The organism is Bacillus sp. NSP9.1 (assembly GCF_000465465.2).
Lineage (GTDB): Bacteria > Bacillota > Bacilli > Bacillales > Bacillaceae > Bacillus > Bacillus sonorensis_A.
In genome coordinates, this window is the sequence record NZ_CP048273.1 from 3,429,078 (window position 1) to 3,447,491 (window position 18,414).

At 46.9% G+C, this 18,414-nt stretch carries 14 protein-coding genes; 1 reads left to right on the forward strand and 13 read right to left on the reverse strand.

Annotated features, from left to right (window positions below; genetic code table 11):
• Window positions 1–14 precede the first annotated feature (14 nt).
• From polA to M654_RS17920, 7 genes are all read right to left on the reverse strand, one after another.
• Entirely contained in the window at window positions 15–2,654 is a 2,640-nt protein-coding gene (polA, locus tag M654_RS17890) for a DNA polymerase I (RefSeq protein ID WP_026588223.1), read from the reverse strand.
• Window positions 2,655–2,908: 254 nt separating this feature from the next.
• Window positions 2,909–4,666, reverse strand: coding sequence for a two-component system histidine kinase PnpS (gene pnpS, locus M654_RS17895; protein ID WP_026588224.1), 1,758 nt, complete (start codon window positions 4,664–4,666; stop codon window positions 2,909–2,911).
• Window positions 4,659–5,381 carry a response regulator transcription factor gene (locus M654_RS17900; RefSeq protein WP_026588225.1) on the reverse strand — a complete coding sequence of 241 codons (723 nt, stop codon included), beginning with the start codon at window positions 5,379–5,381 and terminating at the stop codon, window positions 4,659–4,661. The genes pnpS and M654_RS17900 overlap by 8 nt, the downstream gene beginning before the upstream one ends.
• A gap of 337 nt (window positions 5,382–5,718) precedes the next feature.
• Window positions 5,719–6,657 carry a malate dehydrogenase gene (gene mdh, locus M654_RS17905; protein WP_026588226.1) on the reverse strand — a complete coding sequence of 313 codons (939 nt, stop codon included), beginning with the start codon at window positions 6,655–6,657 and terminating at the stop codon, window positions 5,719–5,721.
• Window positions 6,658–6,708: 51 nt separating this feature from the next.
• Window positions 6,709–7,980 (reverse strand): NADP-dependent isocitrate dehydrogenase, encoded by a 1,272-nt coding sequence (gene icd / locus M654_RS17910; protein WP_026588227.1) that lies wholly within the window; start codon window positions 7,978–7,980, stop codon window positions 6,709–6,711.
• A 154-nt stretch (window positions 7,981–8,134) separates the two neighbouring features.
• Window positions 8,135–9,253 carry a citrate synthase gene (gene citZ, locus M654_RS17915; RefSeq protein WP_026588228.1) on the reverse strand — a complete coding sequence of 373 codons (1,119 nt, stop codon included), beginning with the start codon at window positions 9,251–9,253 and terminating at the stop codon, window positions 8,135–8,137.
• A 449-nt stretch (window positions 9,254–9,702) separates the two neighbouring features.
• Complete coding sequence (locus M654_RS17920; RefSeq protein WP_026588229.1) at window positions 9,703–10,167, reverse strand: DUF441 domain-containing protein; 465 nt, start codon at window positions 10,165–10,167, stop codon at window positions 9,703–9,705.
• Window positions 10,168–10,265: 98 nt separating this feature from the next.
• On the opposite strand from M654_RS17920, the gene ytvI reads away from it, so the two are divergent.
• The gene (gene ytvI, locus M654_RS17925; RefSeq protein WP_026588230.1) at window positions 10,266–11,384 is read left to right on the forward strand and encodes a sporulation integral membrane protein YtvI; all 1,119 of its coding nucleotides are present in this window, start codon (window positions 10,266–10,268) and stop codon (window positions 11,382–11,384) included.
• A gap of 40 nt (window positions 11,385–11,424) precedes the next feature.
• Here the strand turns inward: ytvI and M654_RS17930 are convergent, their stop codons facing one another.
• The 6 genes from M654_RS17930 to M654_RS17955 form a co-directional block, all read right to left on the reverse strand.
• Window positions 11,425–11,811 carry an FxsA family protein gene (locus M654_RS17930; protein WP_026588231.1) on the reverse strand — a complete coding sequence of 129 codons (387 nt, stop codon included), beginning with the start codon at window positions 11,809–11,811 and terminating at the stop codon, window positions 11,425–11,427.
• Between the two features lie 121 nt (window positions 11,812–11,932).
• Entirely contained in the window at window positions 11,933–13,690 is a 1,758-nt protein-coding gene (gene pyk / locus M654_RS17935) for a pyruvate kinase (RefSeq protein WP_026588232.1), read from the reverse strand.
• A gap of 23 nt (window positions 13,691–13,713) precedes the next feature.
• Window positions 13,714–14,673: a 6-phosphofructokinase gene (pfkA, locus tag M654_RS17940; protein ID WP_026588233.1), complete on the reverse strand. Its 960-nt coding sequence runs from the start codon at window positions 14,671–14,673 to the stop codon at window positions 13,714–13,716.
• A gap of 241 nt (window positions 14,674–14,914) precedes the next feature.
• Window positions 14,915–15,892 (reverse strand): acetyl-CoA carboxylase carboxyl transferase subunit alpha, encoded by a 978-nt coding sequence (accA, locus tag M654_RS17945; RefSeq protein ID WP_026588234.1) that lies wholly within the window; start codon window positions 15,890–15,892, stop codon window positions 14,915–14,917.
• Window positions 15,877–16,752 carry an acetyl-CoA carboxylase, carboxyltransferase subunit beta gene (gene accD, locus M654_RS17950; RefSeq protein ID WP_026588235.1) on the reverse strand — a complete coding sequence of 292 codons (876 nt, stop codon included), beginning with the start codon at window positions 16,750–16,752 and terminating at the stop codon, window positions 15,877–15,879. Before accD ends, accA begins: the two co-directional genes overlap by 16 nt.
• 358 nt (window positions 16,753–17,110) lie before the next feature.
• Window positions 17,111–18,346 (reverse strand): NADP-dependent malic enzyme, encoded by a 1,236-nt coding sequence (locus M654_RS17955; protein WP_026588236.1) that lies wholly within the window; start codon window positions 18,344–18,346, stop codon window positions 17,111–17,113.
• Window positions 18,347–18,414: the final 68 nt, after the last annotated feature.

An 18,414-nucleotide genomic window follows, 5' to 3' on the forward strand; every position in this document is an offset into this window, starting at 1 on the left:
ATCACTTCCTTTTTTTATTTTGCGTCATACCATGATGGGCCTGAAGAACAATCCACTTTCAACGGAACATCGAGCTCCAATGCGCTCTCCATTACTTCAGGGACCAGCTTTTCAAGCTCTTTAATCTCTTCTTCAGGCGCTTCAAAGATCAATTCATCATGCACCTGCAGCAACAATTTGGCCTGAAGGCCTTTTTCTTTCAGCTTTTTCGCCATTTGGATCATCGCTTTTTTAATAATGTCAGCGGCGCTTCCCTGGATCGGCGTATTCATCGCCGTCCGCTCGGCAAAGCTGCGGAGGTTGAAGTTCCGGCTCGTCAATTCCGGAATGTATCTTCTCCTGCTTAAAAGCGTTGTGACATAGCCTTTCTGCTTGGCTTCCTGAACGGTTTCTTCCATGTATTCCTTGACTCCCTGGAAGCTGTTGAAATAGCGTTCGATAAACGCGGCGGCTTCCTTCCTTGTAATGCCCAGGTTTTGCGAAAGCCCGTAGTCGCTGATGCCATAGACGATGCCGAAATTGACGGCTTTCGCCTGCCTTCTCATCGCCGATGTGACTTCTTCTTCAGCCACATGAAAAACATCCATCGCCGTTTTCGTGTGAACGTCCATGTCATTTGTAAAAGCTTCGATCAGGTTTTTATCCTTCGAGATGTGTGCGAGGACCCTCAGTTCGATCTGCGAATAATCCGCGGCGAACATCAGCCAGCCTTTTTGAGACGGAACAAACGCCTGCCGGATCTTCCGGCCTTCTTCAAGACGGATTGGAATATTTTGCAGGTTTGGATCTGTCGAGCTCAGCCTCCCGGTCTGTGTTAAAGCCTGATTGAAGCGCGTGTGCACCTTATGGCTGTCTTTGCGGATGACTTTTAAAAGCCCTTCAACATATGTGGACTGCAGCTTGCCGATTTGCCTGTAATGCAGGATGTCTTCGATAATGACGTGTTTGTCGCGCAGCTTTTCCAACACATCCGCCGATGTGGAATAGCCCGTTTTTGTTTTTTTGATGACAGGCAGGCCGAGTTTTTCGAACAATATCACGCCGAGCTGCTTCGGCGAGTTGATGTTAAAGGTCTCTCCAGCCGACTCATGGATTTTCTTTTCATACTCTTTTAATTTTCCTGAAAGCTCTTCACCCATTTTTTTCAGCCTGTCCACATCGACCTGGACGCCGATGGATTCCATTTCACCGAGAATATGGGCCAGCGGCATTTCGAGATCTTCAAACAGCTCGAGCTGTTCGTTCTCTTCCAATTCATCAAGCAGTTTGTCGCGGAGCAGGGAAATCGCCTTTCCTTTTCTGGCCAAATGATCGGCAAGTTCCTGTTCAGCGGGAACCGCCTGTTTGGCACCTTTTCCATAGACCGCTTCATCGGAGGATACAATGCTCAGCTGATGGGTCTTTGCAACGCTTGCGACATCATCGTACGAGTGGCCCGGATTGATGATGTAAGCCGCGAGGAGAACGTCAAATTCCGCGCCTTTCAGTTCAACCCCCTGCCAGCGCAAAGCGACCGCCGCACGCTTTACATCAAATACCCATTTCTTTTTCGAGTCGTCCTGAGCCCATTCTTTAAAACGTTCGGAAGCAATGGCCGTCTCTTTCGGGATAAAGAAAGCGCCGTTTTCATTCACGATCGAAAAACCGAGTATCGGGGCCTCGTGATAATTGTCTCCAAGCTGTTCGACAACGAATGAAGCCGGTGACGCAAACAATTCCTCAGTGATCTCATTTGTGATCTTGACGTCGAGCTCCTCGAACTGTTCCTCTTCTTTTTCTGCGGTGTCTTCCCCGAGCCTTTCAAGCAGCGAATGAAAGCCGAGGTCCTTAAAGAGCTTAATGACGGCTTCCCTGTCAAAGCCTTCATAGCCAAGGGCGTCCAATGTAATCTCAAGGGGAGCTTCAGTGGTGATCGTCGCGAGCTCTTTGCTCATCAAAGCCTGGTCTTTAAATTCCTCAAGCTTTTCTTTCAGTTTTTTTCCGCTGACCTCGTCGATTGACGATAAAAGCTTTTCGACCGTATGGAACTGCTTTAGGAGCTTAATCGCCGTTTTTTCACCGACGCCGGGAACGCCGGGAATATTGTCTGAGGCGTCGCCCATCAGTCCTTTCATGTCGATGATTTGCGGAGGTGTGAGCCCGTATTTTTCCCGGACGTGTTCAGGCGTATAATATTCAACATCTGTGATGCCTTTTTTCGTGATCGCCACCGTTGTTCCTTCCGTCGCCAGCTGTGTCAAATCTTTATCACCGGAGAAGATCTTGACCTCAAAGCCGTCTGTTTCGGCTGATTTAGCCAGCGTTCCGATGATATCGTCGGCCTCGTAATTTTCAAGCTCATACCTGGAGACCCGGTAGGCATCGAGAAGCTCCTGAATAAACGGCATTTGCTCGGAAAGTTCGGGCGGCGTTTTTTGCCGGCCTCCTTTATATTCTTTAAACGTTTTATGCCTGAACGTCGTTTTTCCCGCATCAAAAGCGACCAGCATGTGGGTCGGCTTTTCTTCTTCAAGCATTTTCATCAGGATCATCGTAAAACCGTACACGGCATTTGTATGTATTCCTTTTTCATTGCTGAGAAGAGGCAGTGCGAAAAACGCACGGTATGCCAGGCTGTTTCCGTCAACCAACACTAATTTTTTTCGTTCTGTCATCTTGATCCTCCTAAGAAGCCGTGATTTTCCAGCTTCCATTCAACTTCATACACATATTTGCTTATTTTATTTTAGCAAAGTTCATTTTGAAAGGAAAATCAGAGTCCTTTTTTTAGAAAGAAAACAAAAAAAGGGACGCGCTTGATGATCGCGTCCGTCCATATGGCTCCTTGGATGAAGGGGTTCACTAATGATCCTATCAGCCAAGTTTTAAACGTGTTTATCAAAGTTGTAAAGCCTTTGTAAAGTTTCTTTTATTCCTCACCGTTTGCAGCAGCTCGTGTTAAGCGGACCGTAAACACAGTGCCTTTTCCCCGCTCGCTTTCGACATCGATTTCTCCGTGATGCGCTTCGATCAAATGCTTGACGATGGCAAGGCCGAGACCTGTTCCCCCCGAATTCCTGCTTCTGTCTTTGTCAATCCGGTAGAACCGTTCAAAAATCCTCGGGATTTCCGAGCGCTTGATGCCGATCCCCGTATCTTTTACTTTGACCTGAACCGCATCTTCCAGCACTTCCGCATGAATCGTCACACTGCCTTTTTCCGGTGTGTATGTGATCGCATTGTTAACCAAATTCAAAAAAACCTGCTTTAGTCTGTGCGGATCTCCGGAAGCAACGGCAGGCACTGCCGGTTTTTCCAGGGTCAGCGCAATTCCTTTTTCCTCCGCTTTATTCTTTAACAGCATCTCGATCTCTTCGAGAATTTCGCCGATGTCACATTTTTGAATATTTAAGGTGAAGTTCTGCTGTTCGATTTTCGAAAGGTCCAATAGATCCTGAATGAGATTTTGCAGGCGGCCGCTTTCTTTTAAAATGATCGAGAGAAACTGCAAAAGGGTTTCCCGTTCGTTCATGGCTCCGTCCAACAGCGTCTCTGTGAATCCTTTGATCGAGGTAATTGGTGTTTTCAGCTCATGAGAAACATTCGCGACAAAGTCCTTCCTCATTTCTTCAAGCTTCTTTCTCTCCGTCATATCATGAAAAACGAGGACGATGCCTTTCCATTCATCATTGATGCCGATAATCGGAACACCGTCGACTTCAAAATATCTTCTCTCGATTTTGATCGGCAGCTTAAACATCTTGCGGACCTTTGTTTCCGTCATAAAGATTTCTTCGATGAGATTGATGATCTCTTCATGTTCAAGCACTTCATGGTAGAAGTGGTAGAGAAGCTGGTCGGCTTCTACATGGAACTGCTTTTGATAGGCCCGGTTTACAAGATGGATATAGCCTTTGCCATCGATTAAAATCAGGCCTGAATCGATATTTTCAATCACGGTTTGCAGCCGGTCCCGCTGCATTTCCTGCGCTCTTGTCATGTCCTGCAAATTTTGGGCGAGCATATTGATGGACTGGCTCAGCATCGTTTCATCTTCATTGAACGTCCTTGCTTTATAGTTTCCTTTCGCAAGCTCAATGGCAACTTGTGTCGCGGATTCAATCGGATTCGTGTATTGGGACGTAATTCTCGCCCCAAGCCCGGCAATGATTAAAAAAGCCGTTCCCAGGCTGACACCTAGAAGAATCCAAATTTTTTGATTGATATCCTGCAGAGAATCGACCGGAGAGCTGATCAGAATATAGCCTTGCAGCTCCCCCGCCTCTTTGAGCGGCTGGACATAGCGGAACACAGACTCATCACTCGGCCTGATTCTGAAGCCTCCGCCTTCGCCATCCAAATCGGTTTCAACCGCTTGTTTGATGACGGACTTGTTTGCCGCATGCTCTCCAAAATGAAAAAGAACCTGACCTTTTGTATCAATCAGTGATACATCACTGTCCAGTTCACGGCTTGCTTTCTCTAAAATTGCGCCTTGTTCAGAAGACTTAAGGTTTCCGGCATCCGTCAGCGAGGCTAGCAAGCCGGCCTCTTTTTCAATGTGGCTGCTTAATTTTGCATTGTAAGAGGAGTGGAACAAGTGAACAAGCAGAAAACCGAGTGAAGCAAATACGAGAATCAACAGCGTCAGCAGGGCAGCTAAAAGCCTGGTCCGGAATTTAATCATTCAGTTTCGGCTCCTCCATTTTGTAGCCAAGACCTCTAATCGTTTTAATGTATTCCGGTTTTTTCGTGTTTTTTTCGATTTTATCGCGAAGATGGCTGATATGGACGTCGACGATGCGCGTGTCTCCGGCAAAGTCGTAATTCCAGACAGCGTTCAAGAGAAGATCCCTTGTCAGCACCCTTCCTTTATGTTTTCCAAGATACAAAAGGAGCTCAAATTCCTTCGGCGTCAGCTCGAGACGCTCATTTTGAAAATACACTTCGTAATGTTCAGGCAGTATTTTTAGGTCGCCGATAATCAATTCACCCGCATCGATTTCTTCAGGTTCTTCGGGCTGAACAGACATCGTCTGTGTTCTTCTTAAAATCGCTTTGACCCTAGCCGTCACTTCTCTCGGGCTGAACGGCTTTGTCATATAATCGTCTGCGCCCAGCTCAAGTCCGAGCACTTTGTCAAATTCATCGTCCTTTGCGGTCAGCATCAAAATCGGATACATCAGCTTTTTCTGCCTAAGTTCCTTGCAGACTTCGATTCCGTCCATTTTCGGAAGCATCAGATCGAGCACGATCAGATCAGGCTTCTCTTCTATCGCCTTTAACAGGCCCGCCTCTCCGTCCATGGCCGTCACAACGTGGTAGCCTGACCTTTCAAGGTTATATTTAAGAAGCGTAACAATTGATTCCTCATCGTCTACAACTAATATCTTTTTGCTCATGACATGCCTCCAGGCTTCATATTTCCCCGACATCTCTATCTCTATTTTTATATGTGCGAAACGTTTTCACTCTTATTTTAACGAAAGCCTTTCTGTTCGACAATTTGATTTTTCATTGTTTTGAATAAAATCTCTTTTTTCTGCCAACATCCGGCCGTTCAATGGTGAAAAGTGAGATGACTGGTTCAAATTCCATTCAAAGACGTAAATGTCCGGGCAGATGATTATGATTAGGTATATGCTGACAGCCACTGTTTATGTCTTTCATTTTCATTTTCCATATTATGTAATCCGAAAAACAGGCAGGCTTTTTATTAAGCCTGCCTGTCTGTTTGTTTTATGAGAGTACTTTCATCACGTTTTTAACCGATTGTACGGATTGATCAAGCTGACTTTTTTCAGACTCGGTCAGATCAAGCTCAATGATCTTTTCAAGACCGTTTCCGCCGATGATCGTCGGTACGCCGAGGTATATACCGCTGTAGCCGTATTCGCCTTCAAGGAAGGCAATGGTCGGCAGCACGCGGCGCTGGTCTTTCAAGATCGCCTCAACCATCTCAGTCAGAGAAGCGGCTGGCGCATAATAGGCGCTTCCGTTTCCTAACAGGTTGACAATTTCTCCCCCGCCTTTTCTCGTCCTTTCGACAATGGCATCGATCCGGTCTTTTGGAAGAAGCGTTTCAAGCGGAACACCGCCTGCATAAGAGTAACGAACGAGCGGTACCATATCGTCGCCATGACCGCCCAGCACAAAACCGGTGATGTCTTTGACAGACAGGTTCAGCTCCTGAGCGACAAACGTTCTGAATCTTGCAGTATCCAGAATTCCGGACTGTCCGATGACCCGCTCTTTCGGAAAGCCCGATTCTTTGTATACGGCGTAAGTCATCGCATCAACAGGGTTTGTCAACACGATGATGATACAGTCAGGCGAATATTTGACAATTTCTCTGGTTACACTTCTCATAATTTTTTCGTTCGTAGCCACGAGGTCGTCCCGGCTCATTCCAGGCTTTCTTGCGATGCCCGCCGTAATGACGACAATATCAGAACCGGCCGTGTCTTCATAGTTCGCCGTCCCTTTCACATCCGCGTCAAATCCTTGGACAGGACTCGCTTCAAGCATATCGAGCGCTTTCCCTTTCGTAGGGTTCTCCAGCTGCGGAATGTCGACCAAAACGACGTCGGCCAATTCTTTTTGAGCCGTTAAGAATGCAGTTGTTGCACCTGTAAAACCCGCTCCGATGACAGATACTTTATTTCGCTTCTTTCCCATTTTTTCTACCCCTTTAATTGTTGTTTTTTTGTTATGAAACCCAGTTGCCGCTTAAGACATGTTTTTGATGAGCTCATCCCCGAACTCAGAGCATTTTACTTCTGTCGCGCCGTCCATCAGGCGGGCAAAATCGTAGGTCACGACTTTGGAAGCGATGGTTTTTTCCATCGATTGAATGATAAGGTCGGCAGCTTCATTCCAGCCTAAATGCTCAAGAAGCAGAACGCCGGAAAGGATGACCGAAGACGGGTTTACTTTGTCCAGTCCGGCATATTTAGGCGCTGTTCCGTGTGTCGCCTCAAAGATGGCATGTCCTGTTTCATAGTTGATGTTTGCTCCAGGTGCGATGCCGATTCCGCCCACTTGTGCTGCAAGGGCGTCTGAGATGTAGTCCCCGTTCAGGTTCATTGTCGCAACGACGTCAAACTCGGCCGGACGCGTCAGAATCTGCTGAAGGAAAATGTCGGCGATGCTGTCTTTAACGATGATTTTTCCGGCTGCTTCAGCTTCGCTTTGCGCTTTGTTAGCCGCGTCTTTGCCGTCTTTTTCGACGATGCGGTCGTATTCGGCCCATGTGAACACTTTATCGCCGAATTCTTTTTCAGCCACTTCATAACCCCAGTTTTTGAAGGCTCCTTCAGTGAATTTCATGATGTTTCCTTTGTGTACGAGTGTGACAGATTTGCGGCCGTGTTCAATCGCATACTCGATCGCCGCTCTGACAAGCCTTGATGTTCCCTCTTCAGAAACAGGCTTGATGCCGATGCCTGATGTTTCAGGGAAGCGGATTTTGTTGACACCCAGCTCGTTTTTCAGGAAAGAAATCAGCTTTTCAACTTCTTCAGAGCCTTTCGCATACTCGATGCCGGCGTAGATATCTTCGGTATTTTCACGGAAGATGACCATGTCTGTATCCTCAGGGCGCTTAACCGGGGATGGTACGCCAGTGAAGTAGCGGACAGGGCGCAGGCATGTAAACAAGTCAAGCTCTTGTCTGAGAGCGACGTTTAATGAACGGATTCCGCCGCCTACAGGAGTTGTTAAAGGACCTTTGATCGCGATGAGGTATTCGCGGATCGCGTCAAGCGTTTCCTCTGGAAGCCATTCACCGGTTTTGTTGTATGCTTTTTCCCCGGCGTAAACTTCTTTCCAGGTAATCTCTTTTTCGCCGTTATAAGCTTTTTCAACGGCTGCTTCCAAAACCCTGGAAGCCGCTCTCCAAATATCAGGACCGGTTCCGTCCCCTTCAATAAACGGGATGATCGGGTTGTTTGGAACGTTTAATACTCCGCCAGAGACTGTAATTTTTTCACCTTGTGCCACAATAAAACCTCCCATAATATGTAATTCATATAGAAAAACATCTGTTTCCCCCGTGAGTGCGGGGGACAAGCATGTTTTTTTCATAGATTCAATGTTTTAGAAAGAACCGTAAGAGGCCGGCCAGACGAGTCGCGGGCAAACCTCTTTACATCGGTCAGCTTCTTTCTTCAATCGGAATGAATGTCTGCATGTCAGGGCCTGTATAATCTGCGCGCGGGCGAATCAGACGGTTGTTTTCATACTGTTCAAGAATATGGGCAAGCCATCCTGATACCCTGCTGATCGCAAAAATAGGCGTGAAAAGATCATGGTCGATTCCTAAGCTATGATAAACCGATGCAGAATAAAAGTCTACGTTCGGCGGGAGCTTTTTTTGAGATGTGACGATTTGCTCAGTCCGCTCGGAAATCTCAAACCATTTGCTTTCACCGGTTAAATTCGTCAGCCGCCTGCTCATTTCCTTCAAATGTTTTGCACGCGGATCTCCCTGACGGTATACGCGGTGGCCGAAGCCCATAATCTTTTCTTTCTTTTCGAACTTGGCTTGAATATATGAATCTACATTTTCCACTTCACCAATCTCTGAAAGCATTTTCATAACAGCTTCGTTTGCTCCCCCGTGAAGCGGGCCTTTCAAGGCGCCGATTGCCGCTGTTATACCTGAGTAGACGTCAGAAAGCGTGGCTACGCATACTCTGGCCGTGAAAGTCGATGCGTTCAGTTCATGATCCGCGTGCAGGATCAAAGCTTTGTCAAACGCTTCCACTTCTATCGGCGAAGGTTCTTTTCCATTCAGCATGTAGAGAAAATTAGCGGCAAAGCCGAGTTCCGGATTTGGCTCGATCGGCTCAAGCCCTTTGCGGATTCTTGAAAATGCGGCGACAAGCGCAGGCATCTTGGCCTGTAGACGGACCGCTTTTCTGTAATTTGCATCCGAATCCATTTGATCTGCTTCTTCGTCGAACAATCCCAGTAAAGAAACGGCTGTGCGCAGTGCTGCCATCGGGTGGACTTTTCCATTTGAGTAGGATTTGAAATGATCAATTACTTCTTTGGGGATACCGGCATTCTCAGAAAGCTGTTTTTTTAGCTCGGTAAGCTCTTCCCTGTTCGGCAGCTTTAAATGCCAAAGCAGATACACAACTTCTTCAAAGCTGGCTTTTTGTGTCAAATCATCGATGTTATACCCTACATATGTAAGGGTGTCATCAATAATTGAACTCACTGATGATGTAGTGGCGACTACCCCTTCTAGGCCGCGTGTTGCTGTCATATACATCTCTCCCTTATTTAAAGATTTCCCCTTTTAAAATTAAACCAAAACCCTGGAGCAAAAACAACGCAGAATGTAAACACCACCTTTTGGCTCAAAAGAAAATGCTTACATAAAATCGTTTTTCAAATAAAACAATCGCGGTGTTTTATATACCATTCAATACTCCGATATGCTTAATGAAGATTAAGCCTATTTATATTATAAACAAATTTCAGACATTTGTTAAATGTTTAACTATAGTTTTTTTTTCTTATTTTTCCCCCCAATCGGCTTTTCTTTACAGATTTCTAGTAGTTTTACAGGCTTTATTTATATTCAATTATGTTTTTTTGAAAAAATACGATGCTGAAATTTTTTCGGTTCCGAAACGTTTTATTCTCTTATCAAACGAAAAAACCCCTTTTTTAAAGGGGTGCATTTTTTCGAGACTGTCTTGCCATGTATGCCTACGGAGTGAAATGCTGTACCGCCTGCATGACAAGATATGCGATGCCGGCGCCGATTAAAGGGCCGACCGCGACACCTTTAAATAAAGCGACGGCTAAAATCGTTCCGAACACAAGGGCGGTTGTAATATGCGGATCTTCCGCAAGCAATGTGATGCCGTTTTTGGCGATCAGCGCTACGAGGATGCCGGCGCCGAGGGCGATCCACGCATAATATGATTTCACCGCTTCACCGAGCTGCTTAAATCCGATCTCGCCTGTTGCAATCGGCACTAAAACGGCGATCGTAATCACCGTCACGCCCCAGTTGATTCCCTTGGATTGTATGGCGGGAAACAGCTTTTGGTCGAGGCCGACCAGCTTGATTAAAAGCAGGACGGATACGGCAATGATTAAAGACTGGTTTTTCGCGACTAAAGCGATCGCCAGCAAAAGTAGCAAAAATAAATTGGCTTGAGTAAACATCTGCTTTCATCTCCATTTTTTATTGACCTTTCTCATAATAACAAGACTCATGAATAAAATGAAATTAGGACACGCTTTCTGATCAGGAGGATTTTGACGTGAATCAATCCCATCTTGCAATTGCACTTCGGGCGGGCTCTGTGCTCATCCTCGCTGCGGCTATCGGAACGCTCGGCTACTACTCTTTCCCGTTAACCTATCCTTTTGTGATTGCCCTTATTCTCGCTGTCATCATCAATCCTTTTGTGGAATGGCTGGAAGAGCGGTCGGGCTTTCCGAGGGGTCTTAATGTCGCCATTGTACTGTCCGCCTTTTTGACAGCGGGGGCCGGTTTTTTAACATTGATCGTCGCCGAAATCGCCTCCGGTGCTGCTTATTTGGCCAAAATACTGCCCGCCCAGCTGAATCGGGCAGCTCTTTATGTCGAGCATTTTTTCACAAACAGAATCATGCCGCTGTACAATCAGCTTGCCGCATATTTTGACGGGCTCGAAGCCGGCCAGCAGGAATCCATCATCACGCAGATCGAACATTTGGGCAGTAAAATCGCCTCAAGCACCGCCTTATTCCTTTCTAAAATTCTTGAAACGGTGCCGCTTTTTTTCGCATTTCTGCCAAATACGGCAGCCGTGCTGATTTTTTCACTGCTGGCCACTTTTTTCATCAGCAAAGATCTTCATAAATTGAAAAAAGGAGCGCAGGCATTTTTACCAGAACGCCTGGTCTCGGGGGCAGCTGCGGTCTATGCTGAATTGAAAAAAGCACTAGCGGGATTTTTAAAGGCTCAGCTTGCACTCGTGACCATCACGATGGTTCTCGTGATGATCGGACTGTTCGTATTAAAGGTCAACCACGCGATCGCCATCGCCTTTTTGATCGCGATTGTCGATCTTCTCCCATATCTCGGGGCGGGGTCTGTGTTTGTCCCATGGATCGTCTATTTAGCGATAACCAAACAGCTGCCGTTTGCGATCGGCCTCGGGGTTTTGTACGTTGTGGTCCTGCTTTTCAGACAGCTTGCCGAACCAAAAATTTTGAGCAAATCGATCGGACTTCACCCTTTAAGCACGTTAATCGCCCTTTTTGCCGGGTTCAAGTTGTTTGGGTTTCTCGGACTGATCATGGGTCCCGCGCTTCTCGTCCTTATTCAAGCGCTCTTTACGACGGGGATTTTAAAAGACATATGGCTATTTATTATAAAAGGAGAGCAAAAATAAACGACAATCCGCATTACAGCAGGCTGCCGCACCAATAAAACTATTTGATGATTTTCACCCGCCTGCCTTCAGACATCCTTTTCAGCTTGCGGGACAAGAATGGCTTCAGACGGTTGCGTGAAGCCGGAAACAGAAGCAGCAATCCGATGATATCCGATAAAAACCCGGGCAAAAGAAGCAGCATGCCGCCAATGAAGATACAGAGCCCGTCTAAAATCGCATCTCCGGGCATCTTTCCGTATTGAAGATCGCGCTGCACCTTGTGGTATACCTCGATCCCTTGTTTTTTTGCGAGAGCTGCACCGAGAAAGCCCGTCAGGATGATCAGCAAAACGGTCGGAAGCACGCCGATCCAATTAGCCGACAATAAAAACAGACCGATTTCACTAGCGGGGAAGATGACGAGAAATAATAAGAAAAACTTCATTGCTTTCACCTCGTGTTCTTAGATAGAAGCGAACGGCCGCTCTTTTTTTGTGCACGTTTTCATAGCTTGCAAAAAAAGAAGGGAAATGGATTCCCCTTCTTTTCCGGAAAATGACAAGATATTAAAGAACGCTTGCACGTCCTCTGTAAACTGCTCCTCTGGCTGAGTCGACCGTAATTTCTTCACCTTGTTTCAAGATGGAAGTGGCATTTTCGACACCGACAATAACAGGAATGCCGAGGCTTAAGCCTACAACAGCCGCATGGCTTGTTAAGCCGCCTTCTTCCGTGATCAAAGCACCCGCTTTTTCGATCGATGCGATCATATCGCGGTCCGTGCATTTTGTCACCAATACGGCGCCGTCTTTCATTTTTTCGCTCGCGTCTTTCGCGTTTTCGGCAATGACCACTTCTCCTATCGCCGATTTACGGCCGATTCCTTGTCCTTTTGCCACCACATCACCGACAACATATACCTTCATCAAGTTCGTTGTACCGGCTTCACCGACAGCACCGGCTGTAATCACAATCAAATCGCCATGGCGGACAAGGCCTGTATCAAGCGACTTTTGCACCGCATTTTCAAGCATCTCATCCGTAGAGCTGTGATTTTGGCCGCTCGTAGCGAAAACGCCGAAGACAAGAGACAGCTTTCTTGAAACGGAGTCATTGACAGTAACGGCAACGATCGGCGCCTGCGGGCGATATTTGGAGATCATTCTCGCTGTATGGCCGCTTTCTGTAGGCGCCACAATCGCCGAAACATCGAGATTAATCGCTGTGTGTGCAACGGACTGGCCGATTGCATCGGTAATCGACATACCGACTTGTTTGCTTCTTGCAGAAAGAATTTTTTTATGGTTGAGCGCTTCTTCTGAGCGGGATGCAATATTGTGCATCGTCTGCACGGCTTCTACCGGATAATTTCCGGCTGCCGTTTCACCTGAAAGCATGATCGCATCTGTGCCGTCAAAGATCGCATTTGCGACATCGCTCGCTTCAGCGCGCGTCGGACGCGGGTTGCGCTGCATGCTGTCCAGCATCTGTGTTGCCGTGATGACAGGCTTGCCGAGCGCATTACATTTTTTGATCAGCTCTTTTTGAACGAGCGGCACCTCTTCCGCCGGGATTTCAACGCCCAAATCGCCGCGGGCAACCATCAGGCCGTCAGACACTTCCAGAATGCGGTCGATATTATCGACACCTTCCTGATTTTCGATTTTCGGGATAATTTGGATGTCTGTTGCGCGATGCTCTTCAAGCAATTCGCGGATTTCAAGAACATCTGACGGGCGGCGCACAAATGACGCAGCGATGAAATCGACGCCTTGTTCAATTCCGAAGACGATATCCTTCGCGTCCTTTTCCGTAATTCCCGGAAGGTTCACACTGACACCCGGCACATTGACGCCTTTTTTATTTTTGAGTGTTCCGCTGTTCATGACTTTCGTCAAAATTTCGCCATTGTCTGCGTTCACTTCGATGACTTCAAGACCGATCAGGCCGTCGTCAAGTAAAATGGTTGAACCTGCTGACACATCATCAATCAAACCGTCATATGTAACAGAAATTTTTTCTGTCGTCCCAATGACTTCCTCCATTGAAACGATCAGCTGTGAACCGGCTTCCAGCTCAATTGCACCATTTTCCATCGTGTGCGTGCGGATTTCCGGCCCTTTTGTATCAAGAAGAATCCCTACATCTTTTCCGAGCTTGGCGGCCGCTTCGCGGATGTTTTTGATCCTTGCGCCGTGCTCTTCAAAATCTCCGTGGGAAAAGTTGAGACGCGCCACGTTCATTCCGGCTTCCATCAGCTGAGTGAGCTTTTCCACACTTTCGCTGGCCGGACCTATTGTACAAACGATTTTAGTCTTTCTCATATTGCTTCCTCCTCGGGTTTACACTAGATTGACAGTTCTTGAGACAGGCGGTACATGCTCTGGTCAACGGTATGTTTCTGATCAAGAATTTCAATGATATCATGATGAACAAGTTTATTATTTTGAATGCCTACACAGCGTCCGCCTTTTCCTTCAAGAAGCAGTTCAACCGCAAAGGCTCCCAGCCGGCTCGCCAATACGCGGTCAGCGGCCGTCGGTGATCCCCCGCGCTGAATGTGTCCAAGAACGGATACTCTAGTTTCGAGATTTGTGGCTTCTTCGATCCGTTTGCCGAATTCAACTCCGCTTCCGACACCTTCTGCAACGATGATAATGCTGTGTTTTTTGCCGCGCTCATGTCCTCTTTGCAGTCTGGCGAGGATCTCTTCCATATCGTAGTCGGCTTCAGGAATCAGAATCGATTCCGCTCCTCCGGCCAGACCTGACCATAGTGCGATATCTCCGGCATGGCGGCCCATTACTTCGATCACATATGTACGTTCATGAGATGTCGCCGTATCCCTGATTTTGTCAATGGCGTCAATCACGGTGTTTAAGGCCGTATCAAAGCCGATCGTCAAATCTGTTCCAGGAATGTCGTTGTCGATCGTTCCCGGTACGCCGACGCAAGGAAAACCGTGTTCTGTCAGCTTCTTGGCTCCCATATAAGAACCGTCTCCGCCGATGACAACTAATCCTTCTATCCCATATTTTTTCAGGTTCGCTATGCCTTTTTCCCGTCCTTCTACCGTTTTAAACTCTGGACATCTTGCTGTATAAAGCTTTGTTCCGCCGCGGTGGATGATATCTCCGACAGAACCGAGTTCTAGCTTTTCTATTTTGCCGTTGATTAAACCTGAATAACCATTATAAATTCCGTAAACTTCCACATTATGGTATATCGCTTTCCTGACAACCGCGCGAACAGCCGCGTTCATTCCAGGGGAATCCCCGCCGCTCGTCAATACTCCGATACGCTTCATCTTTTTCACCTCTAAAACTTATATAATTTACCTTAACACGTACATTGCCGCAAAAACAATGAAAAAGGGATGTAATTTTTCTGAAAATCCCTTATAAAACCTTAATCATTATACAATTAAACAAACAGTTTTTAAATAAATTTTAAACAAACTCTTTGAAAAATCACGGCAAATGACACAATCCTTTCACTTTCTTCGCTCTCATAAAAAATAAACGTGAGCCAAAAGGCCTCACGTTTACTTATTTTACCCCAACATATTGGTTTTCAGTCGAGATTTTTCCAATTGATTTATATTTGTCATATCTTTGCTGGATTAACTCCGTTTGATCCAGTTTCAACAGGGACTTGAGCGCATCTTTCAGCACTTCATCAATATATCCGGCCTGCTTCTTCACATCGCGGTGTGCTCCGCCTCTTACTTCTTTTATAACATGATCGATAATATCTAATTCTTTCAGATCGGGAGCGGTGATTTTCATTGTTTCAGCCGCTTTTTTGGCGAGCCCTGAATCCTTCCAGAGAATCGCTGCCGCGCCTTCTGGAGAGATCACCGAATAAGTTGAGTTTTCCAGCATGAATAAGCGGTTTGCAACGCCGAGCGCAAGGGCTCCCCCGCTTCCTCCTTCGCCGATGACGATGGAGATGACGGGCACGGAGAGTCCTGCCATTTCAAAAAGGTTTTTCGCGATGGCCTCGCTTTGCCCTCTTTCTTCAGCCGCTTTTCCCGGATAAGCTCCTTTTGTATCGATAAAGCAAATGATCGGCCTGTTAAATTTATCAGCTTGATGCATCAGCCTCAGCGCTTTTCGGTATCCTTCCGGATGCGGCATCCCGAAATTGCGGCGGATGTTCTCTTTTGTATCCTTCCCCCGCTGTTGGCCGATGACGGTAACAGGAAGCCCCTTGAACTTGGCGATGCCGCCGACAATCGCTTCATCATCACCGAAATAACGATCCCCGTGGCATTCGAAAAAATCGGTAAAGAGATGTTCGATATAATCGAGCGTTGTCGGACGGTTCGGATGCCTTGCAATCTGGACTCTGTCCCAGGCTTTCAGGTTTGTATAGATATCTTCTTCAAGCCGTTCCAGACGCGCTTCAAGCTTTGTAATTTCAGCGCTTAAATCCATATCCGAATTCTGTGTAAACTTTTTCAGTTCGGCAATCTTATCGCGCAGTTCGATTACCGGCTTTTCAAATTCTAATTCTCCAGCCACTCGAGATCACCTCCAGTTTGGTGCATGCTTAAAATGCTGCCGAGCGTTTTTCTCATGTCGGCTCTGTGAACGACGGAGTCAAGCTGTCCGTGTTTCAGCAGGAATTCTGCCGTCTGAAAATCCTCGGGCAGTTCTTCACGGATCGTTTGTTCAATAATTCTTCTGCCTGCAAAGCCGATCAGGGCGCCTGGCTCGGCGAGATTGTAGTCTCCGAGGGACGCAAAGCTTGCGGACACCCCGCCTGTCGTCGGATGTGTCATCACCGAAATGATCAAGCCTTGTTCTTCGCTGAAGAGCTTCAGTGCGGAGCTTGTTTTCGCCATCTGCATCAAACTGAGAAGGCCTTCCTGCATTCTCGCTCCTCCGGAAGCTGTAAAAATGATGAAAGGAATTTTTTCTTCTCTCGCTTTTTCAATCGCCAGCGTAATTTTTTCACCGACAACAGATCCCATGCTTCCCATTCTGAAGCTTGAGTCCATTACTGCGACGACCGCCGGATGCCCGTCGATCATGCCTTTTCCGGTTACGACAGCCTCGTTTAAAGACGTCTTTTCCTTGTCTTTTTCAAGCTTCTCCAGGTAACCCGGGAATTCGAGCGGATTTTCCGAGACCATATCCTGATTAAATTCTTCAAAAGTCTGGTCGTCAACCAGGCTTTTTATACGCTGCTTCGCGTTCATTTGCAGATGATAGCCGCAGTTCATGCAGACCCTTAAGTTTTTATCGAGCTCTTTTGTGAGCATGATTTTTTTGCAGTTGGGGCATTTGGTCATAATCCCTTCCGGCACATCTTGCTTCGCCTTTTCCGCGGGAACGGAAGCGTATTTCTTTTTCTTTTTAGTGAATATATCTTTTAACAAAAGATTACCTCCCTTTTTGAAGGGTTCTTCATATATGCCTGTCCTGCTCATAGACTAGAACATCACTATACCGAAACTATTGTACTTTTTTTGTCAAACCGTGTCATCCTCAATTCGACATTTTTAATCGGCAAACGCGGAAATCAAGGTGAACGGGATCAGCGGGCGGCAATTTGATATATCAGCCTTGAGAGCGGATACAAAAGATTGAAAAAGCAGGCCGAAAAAAATTTCCCGGAAGCGTCTGACTCCCCTGGCGCATCTCCAATAAGAGGAAAAAACGCGCAGTTCATTTGAGAAACAGCGCGTGACAGCTCCCTGAAACAGGGCTGTCACGCGCTGATCAAAATGAGAAGTTTTAGTTTTCTTCGATCACTGCCAGTTTTCTTGTTTTTTCAGCGACTTCTTCAGGATCTACATCGATCCTCGCCACCCCTGTCTCCATCGCGGCTTTGGCAACAGCTTTGGCAACGGCCGGGGCGACCCTCGGATCAAATGGAGCCGGAATCACGTATTCAGGTTTCAGTTCTTCGTCGGAGACGAGCGATGCGATCGCTTCAACAGCGGCGATTTTCATCTCTTCGTTGATGTGGGTTGCGCGTACGTCAAGCGCTCCGCGGAAAATGCCCGGGAATGCGAGGACATTGTTCACCTGGTTAGGGAAATCTGAGCGGCCTGTGCCGACGACGCTTGCTCCGGCTTCATGCGCTTCGCTAGGCATAATTTCCGGATTTGGGTTGGCCATGGCGAAAATGATCGGCTGATCCGCCATGCTTTGAACCATTTCTTTTGTCAGGGCTCCTTCTACAGATACACCGATAAAAACATCCGCATCCTTGATCACGTCTTGAAGCGATCCTTCTATTCGGTTTTTATTTGTGTACTTGGCAACCTCGGCTTTTACAGCGTTCATGCCGTTCGGACGCCCTTCATAAATCGCGCCCTTTGTATCGCACATAATGATGTCGCGAACGCCAAAATGATAAAGCAGCTTGATAATGGCGATTCCGGCCGCACCGGCTCCGTTGGCCACAACTTTAACGGAGGACATCGATTTGCCTGACAGCTTAAGGGCATTGACAAGGCCTGCTACAGTAACGATTGCGGTACCGTGCTGATCATCGTGGAACACCGGAATTTTCGTTTCTTTTTTGAGGCGTTCTTCAATGACAAAGCAGTTCGGAGCCGCAATATCTTCCAGGTTGACACCGCCGAATGTCGGCTCAAGCAGCTTGACCGTTTCAACAATTTTATCCACATCCGATGTATTTAAACAAATCGGGAAAGCGTCCACACCAGCGAAGCTTTTGAAAAGCACCGCCTTTCCTTCCATGACGGGAAGGGCGGCTTCAGGGCCGATGTTGCCGAGGCCGAGCACAGCCGTCCCGTCTGATACGACTGCTACCATGTTTCCCTTCATTGTATAATCATATACTTTGCTGTTGTCATCATAAATGGCTTTGCATGGCTCCGCTACACCGGGAGAATACGCAAGGCTTAAATCATCCGCATTTCGAACCTGCACTTTTGATTTTGATTCTAATTTACCTTGGTTTACTTTGTGCATATGCAGCGCTTTTTCTTTCAATGACATATTAACAAACACTCCTTCAAGGGAATTCTGTCTAAAATTTTGCTTCGGGTCCTGCTAAGATTCTTGTA

Bases quoted from the DNA above. Each gene is read 5' to 3' on its own strand.
- polA (WP_026588223.1), bottom strand. From the start codon at position 2,654: ATGACAGAACGAAAAAAATTAGTGTTGGTTGACGGAAACAGCCTGGCA.
- pnpS (WP_026588224.1), bottom strand. From the start codon at position 4,666: ATGATTAAATTCCGGACCAGGCTTTTAGCTGCCCTGCTGACGCTGTTG.
- M654_RS17900 (WP_026588225.1), bottom strand. From the start codon at position 5,381: ATGAGCAAAAAGATATTAGTTGTAGACGATGAGGAATCAATTGTTACG.
- mdh (WP_026588226.1), bottom strand. From the start codon at position 6,657: ATGGGAAAGAAGCGAAATAAAGTATCTGTCATCGGAGCGGGTTTTACA.
- citZ (WP_026588228.1), bottom strand. From the start codon at position 9,253: ATGACAGCAACACGCGGCCTAGAAGGGGTAGTCGCCACTACATCATCA.
- M654_RS17920 (WP_026588229.1), bottom strand. From the start codon at position 10,167: ATGTTTACTCAAGCCAATTTATTTTTGCTACTTTTGCTGGCGATCGCT.
- M654_RS17930 (WP_026588231.1), bottom strand. From the start codon at position 11,811: ATGAAGTTTTTCTTATTATTTCTCGTCATCTTCCCCGCTAGTGAAATC.
- pyk (WP_026588232.1), bottom strand. From the start codon at position 13,690: ATGAGAAAGACTAAAATCGTTTGTACAATAGGTCCGGCCAGCGAAAGT.
- pfkA (WP_026588233.1), bottom strand. From the start codon at position 14,673: ATGAAGCGTATCGGAGTATTGACGAGCGGCGGGGATTCCCCTGGAATG.
- M654_RS17955 (WP_026588236.1), bottom strand. From the start codon at position 18,346: ATGTCATTGAAAGAAAAAGCGCTGCATATGCACAAAGTAAACCAAGGT.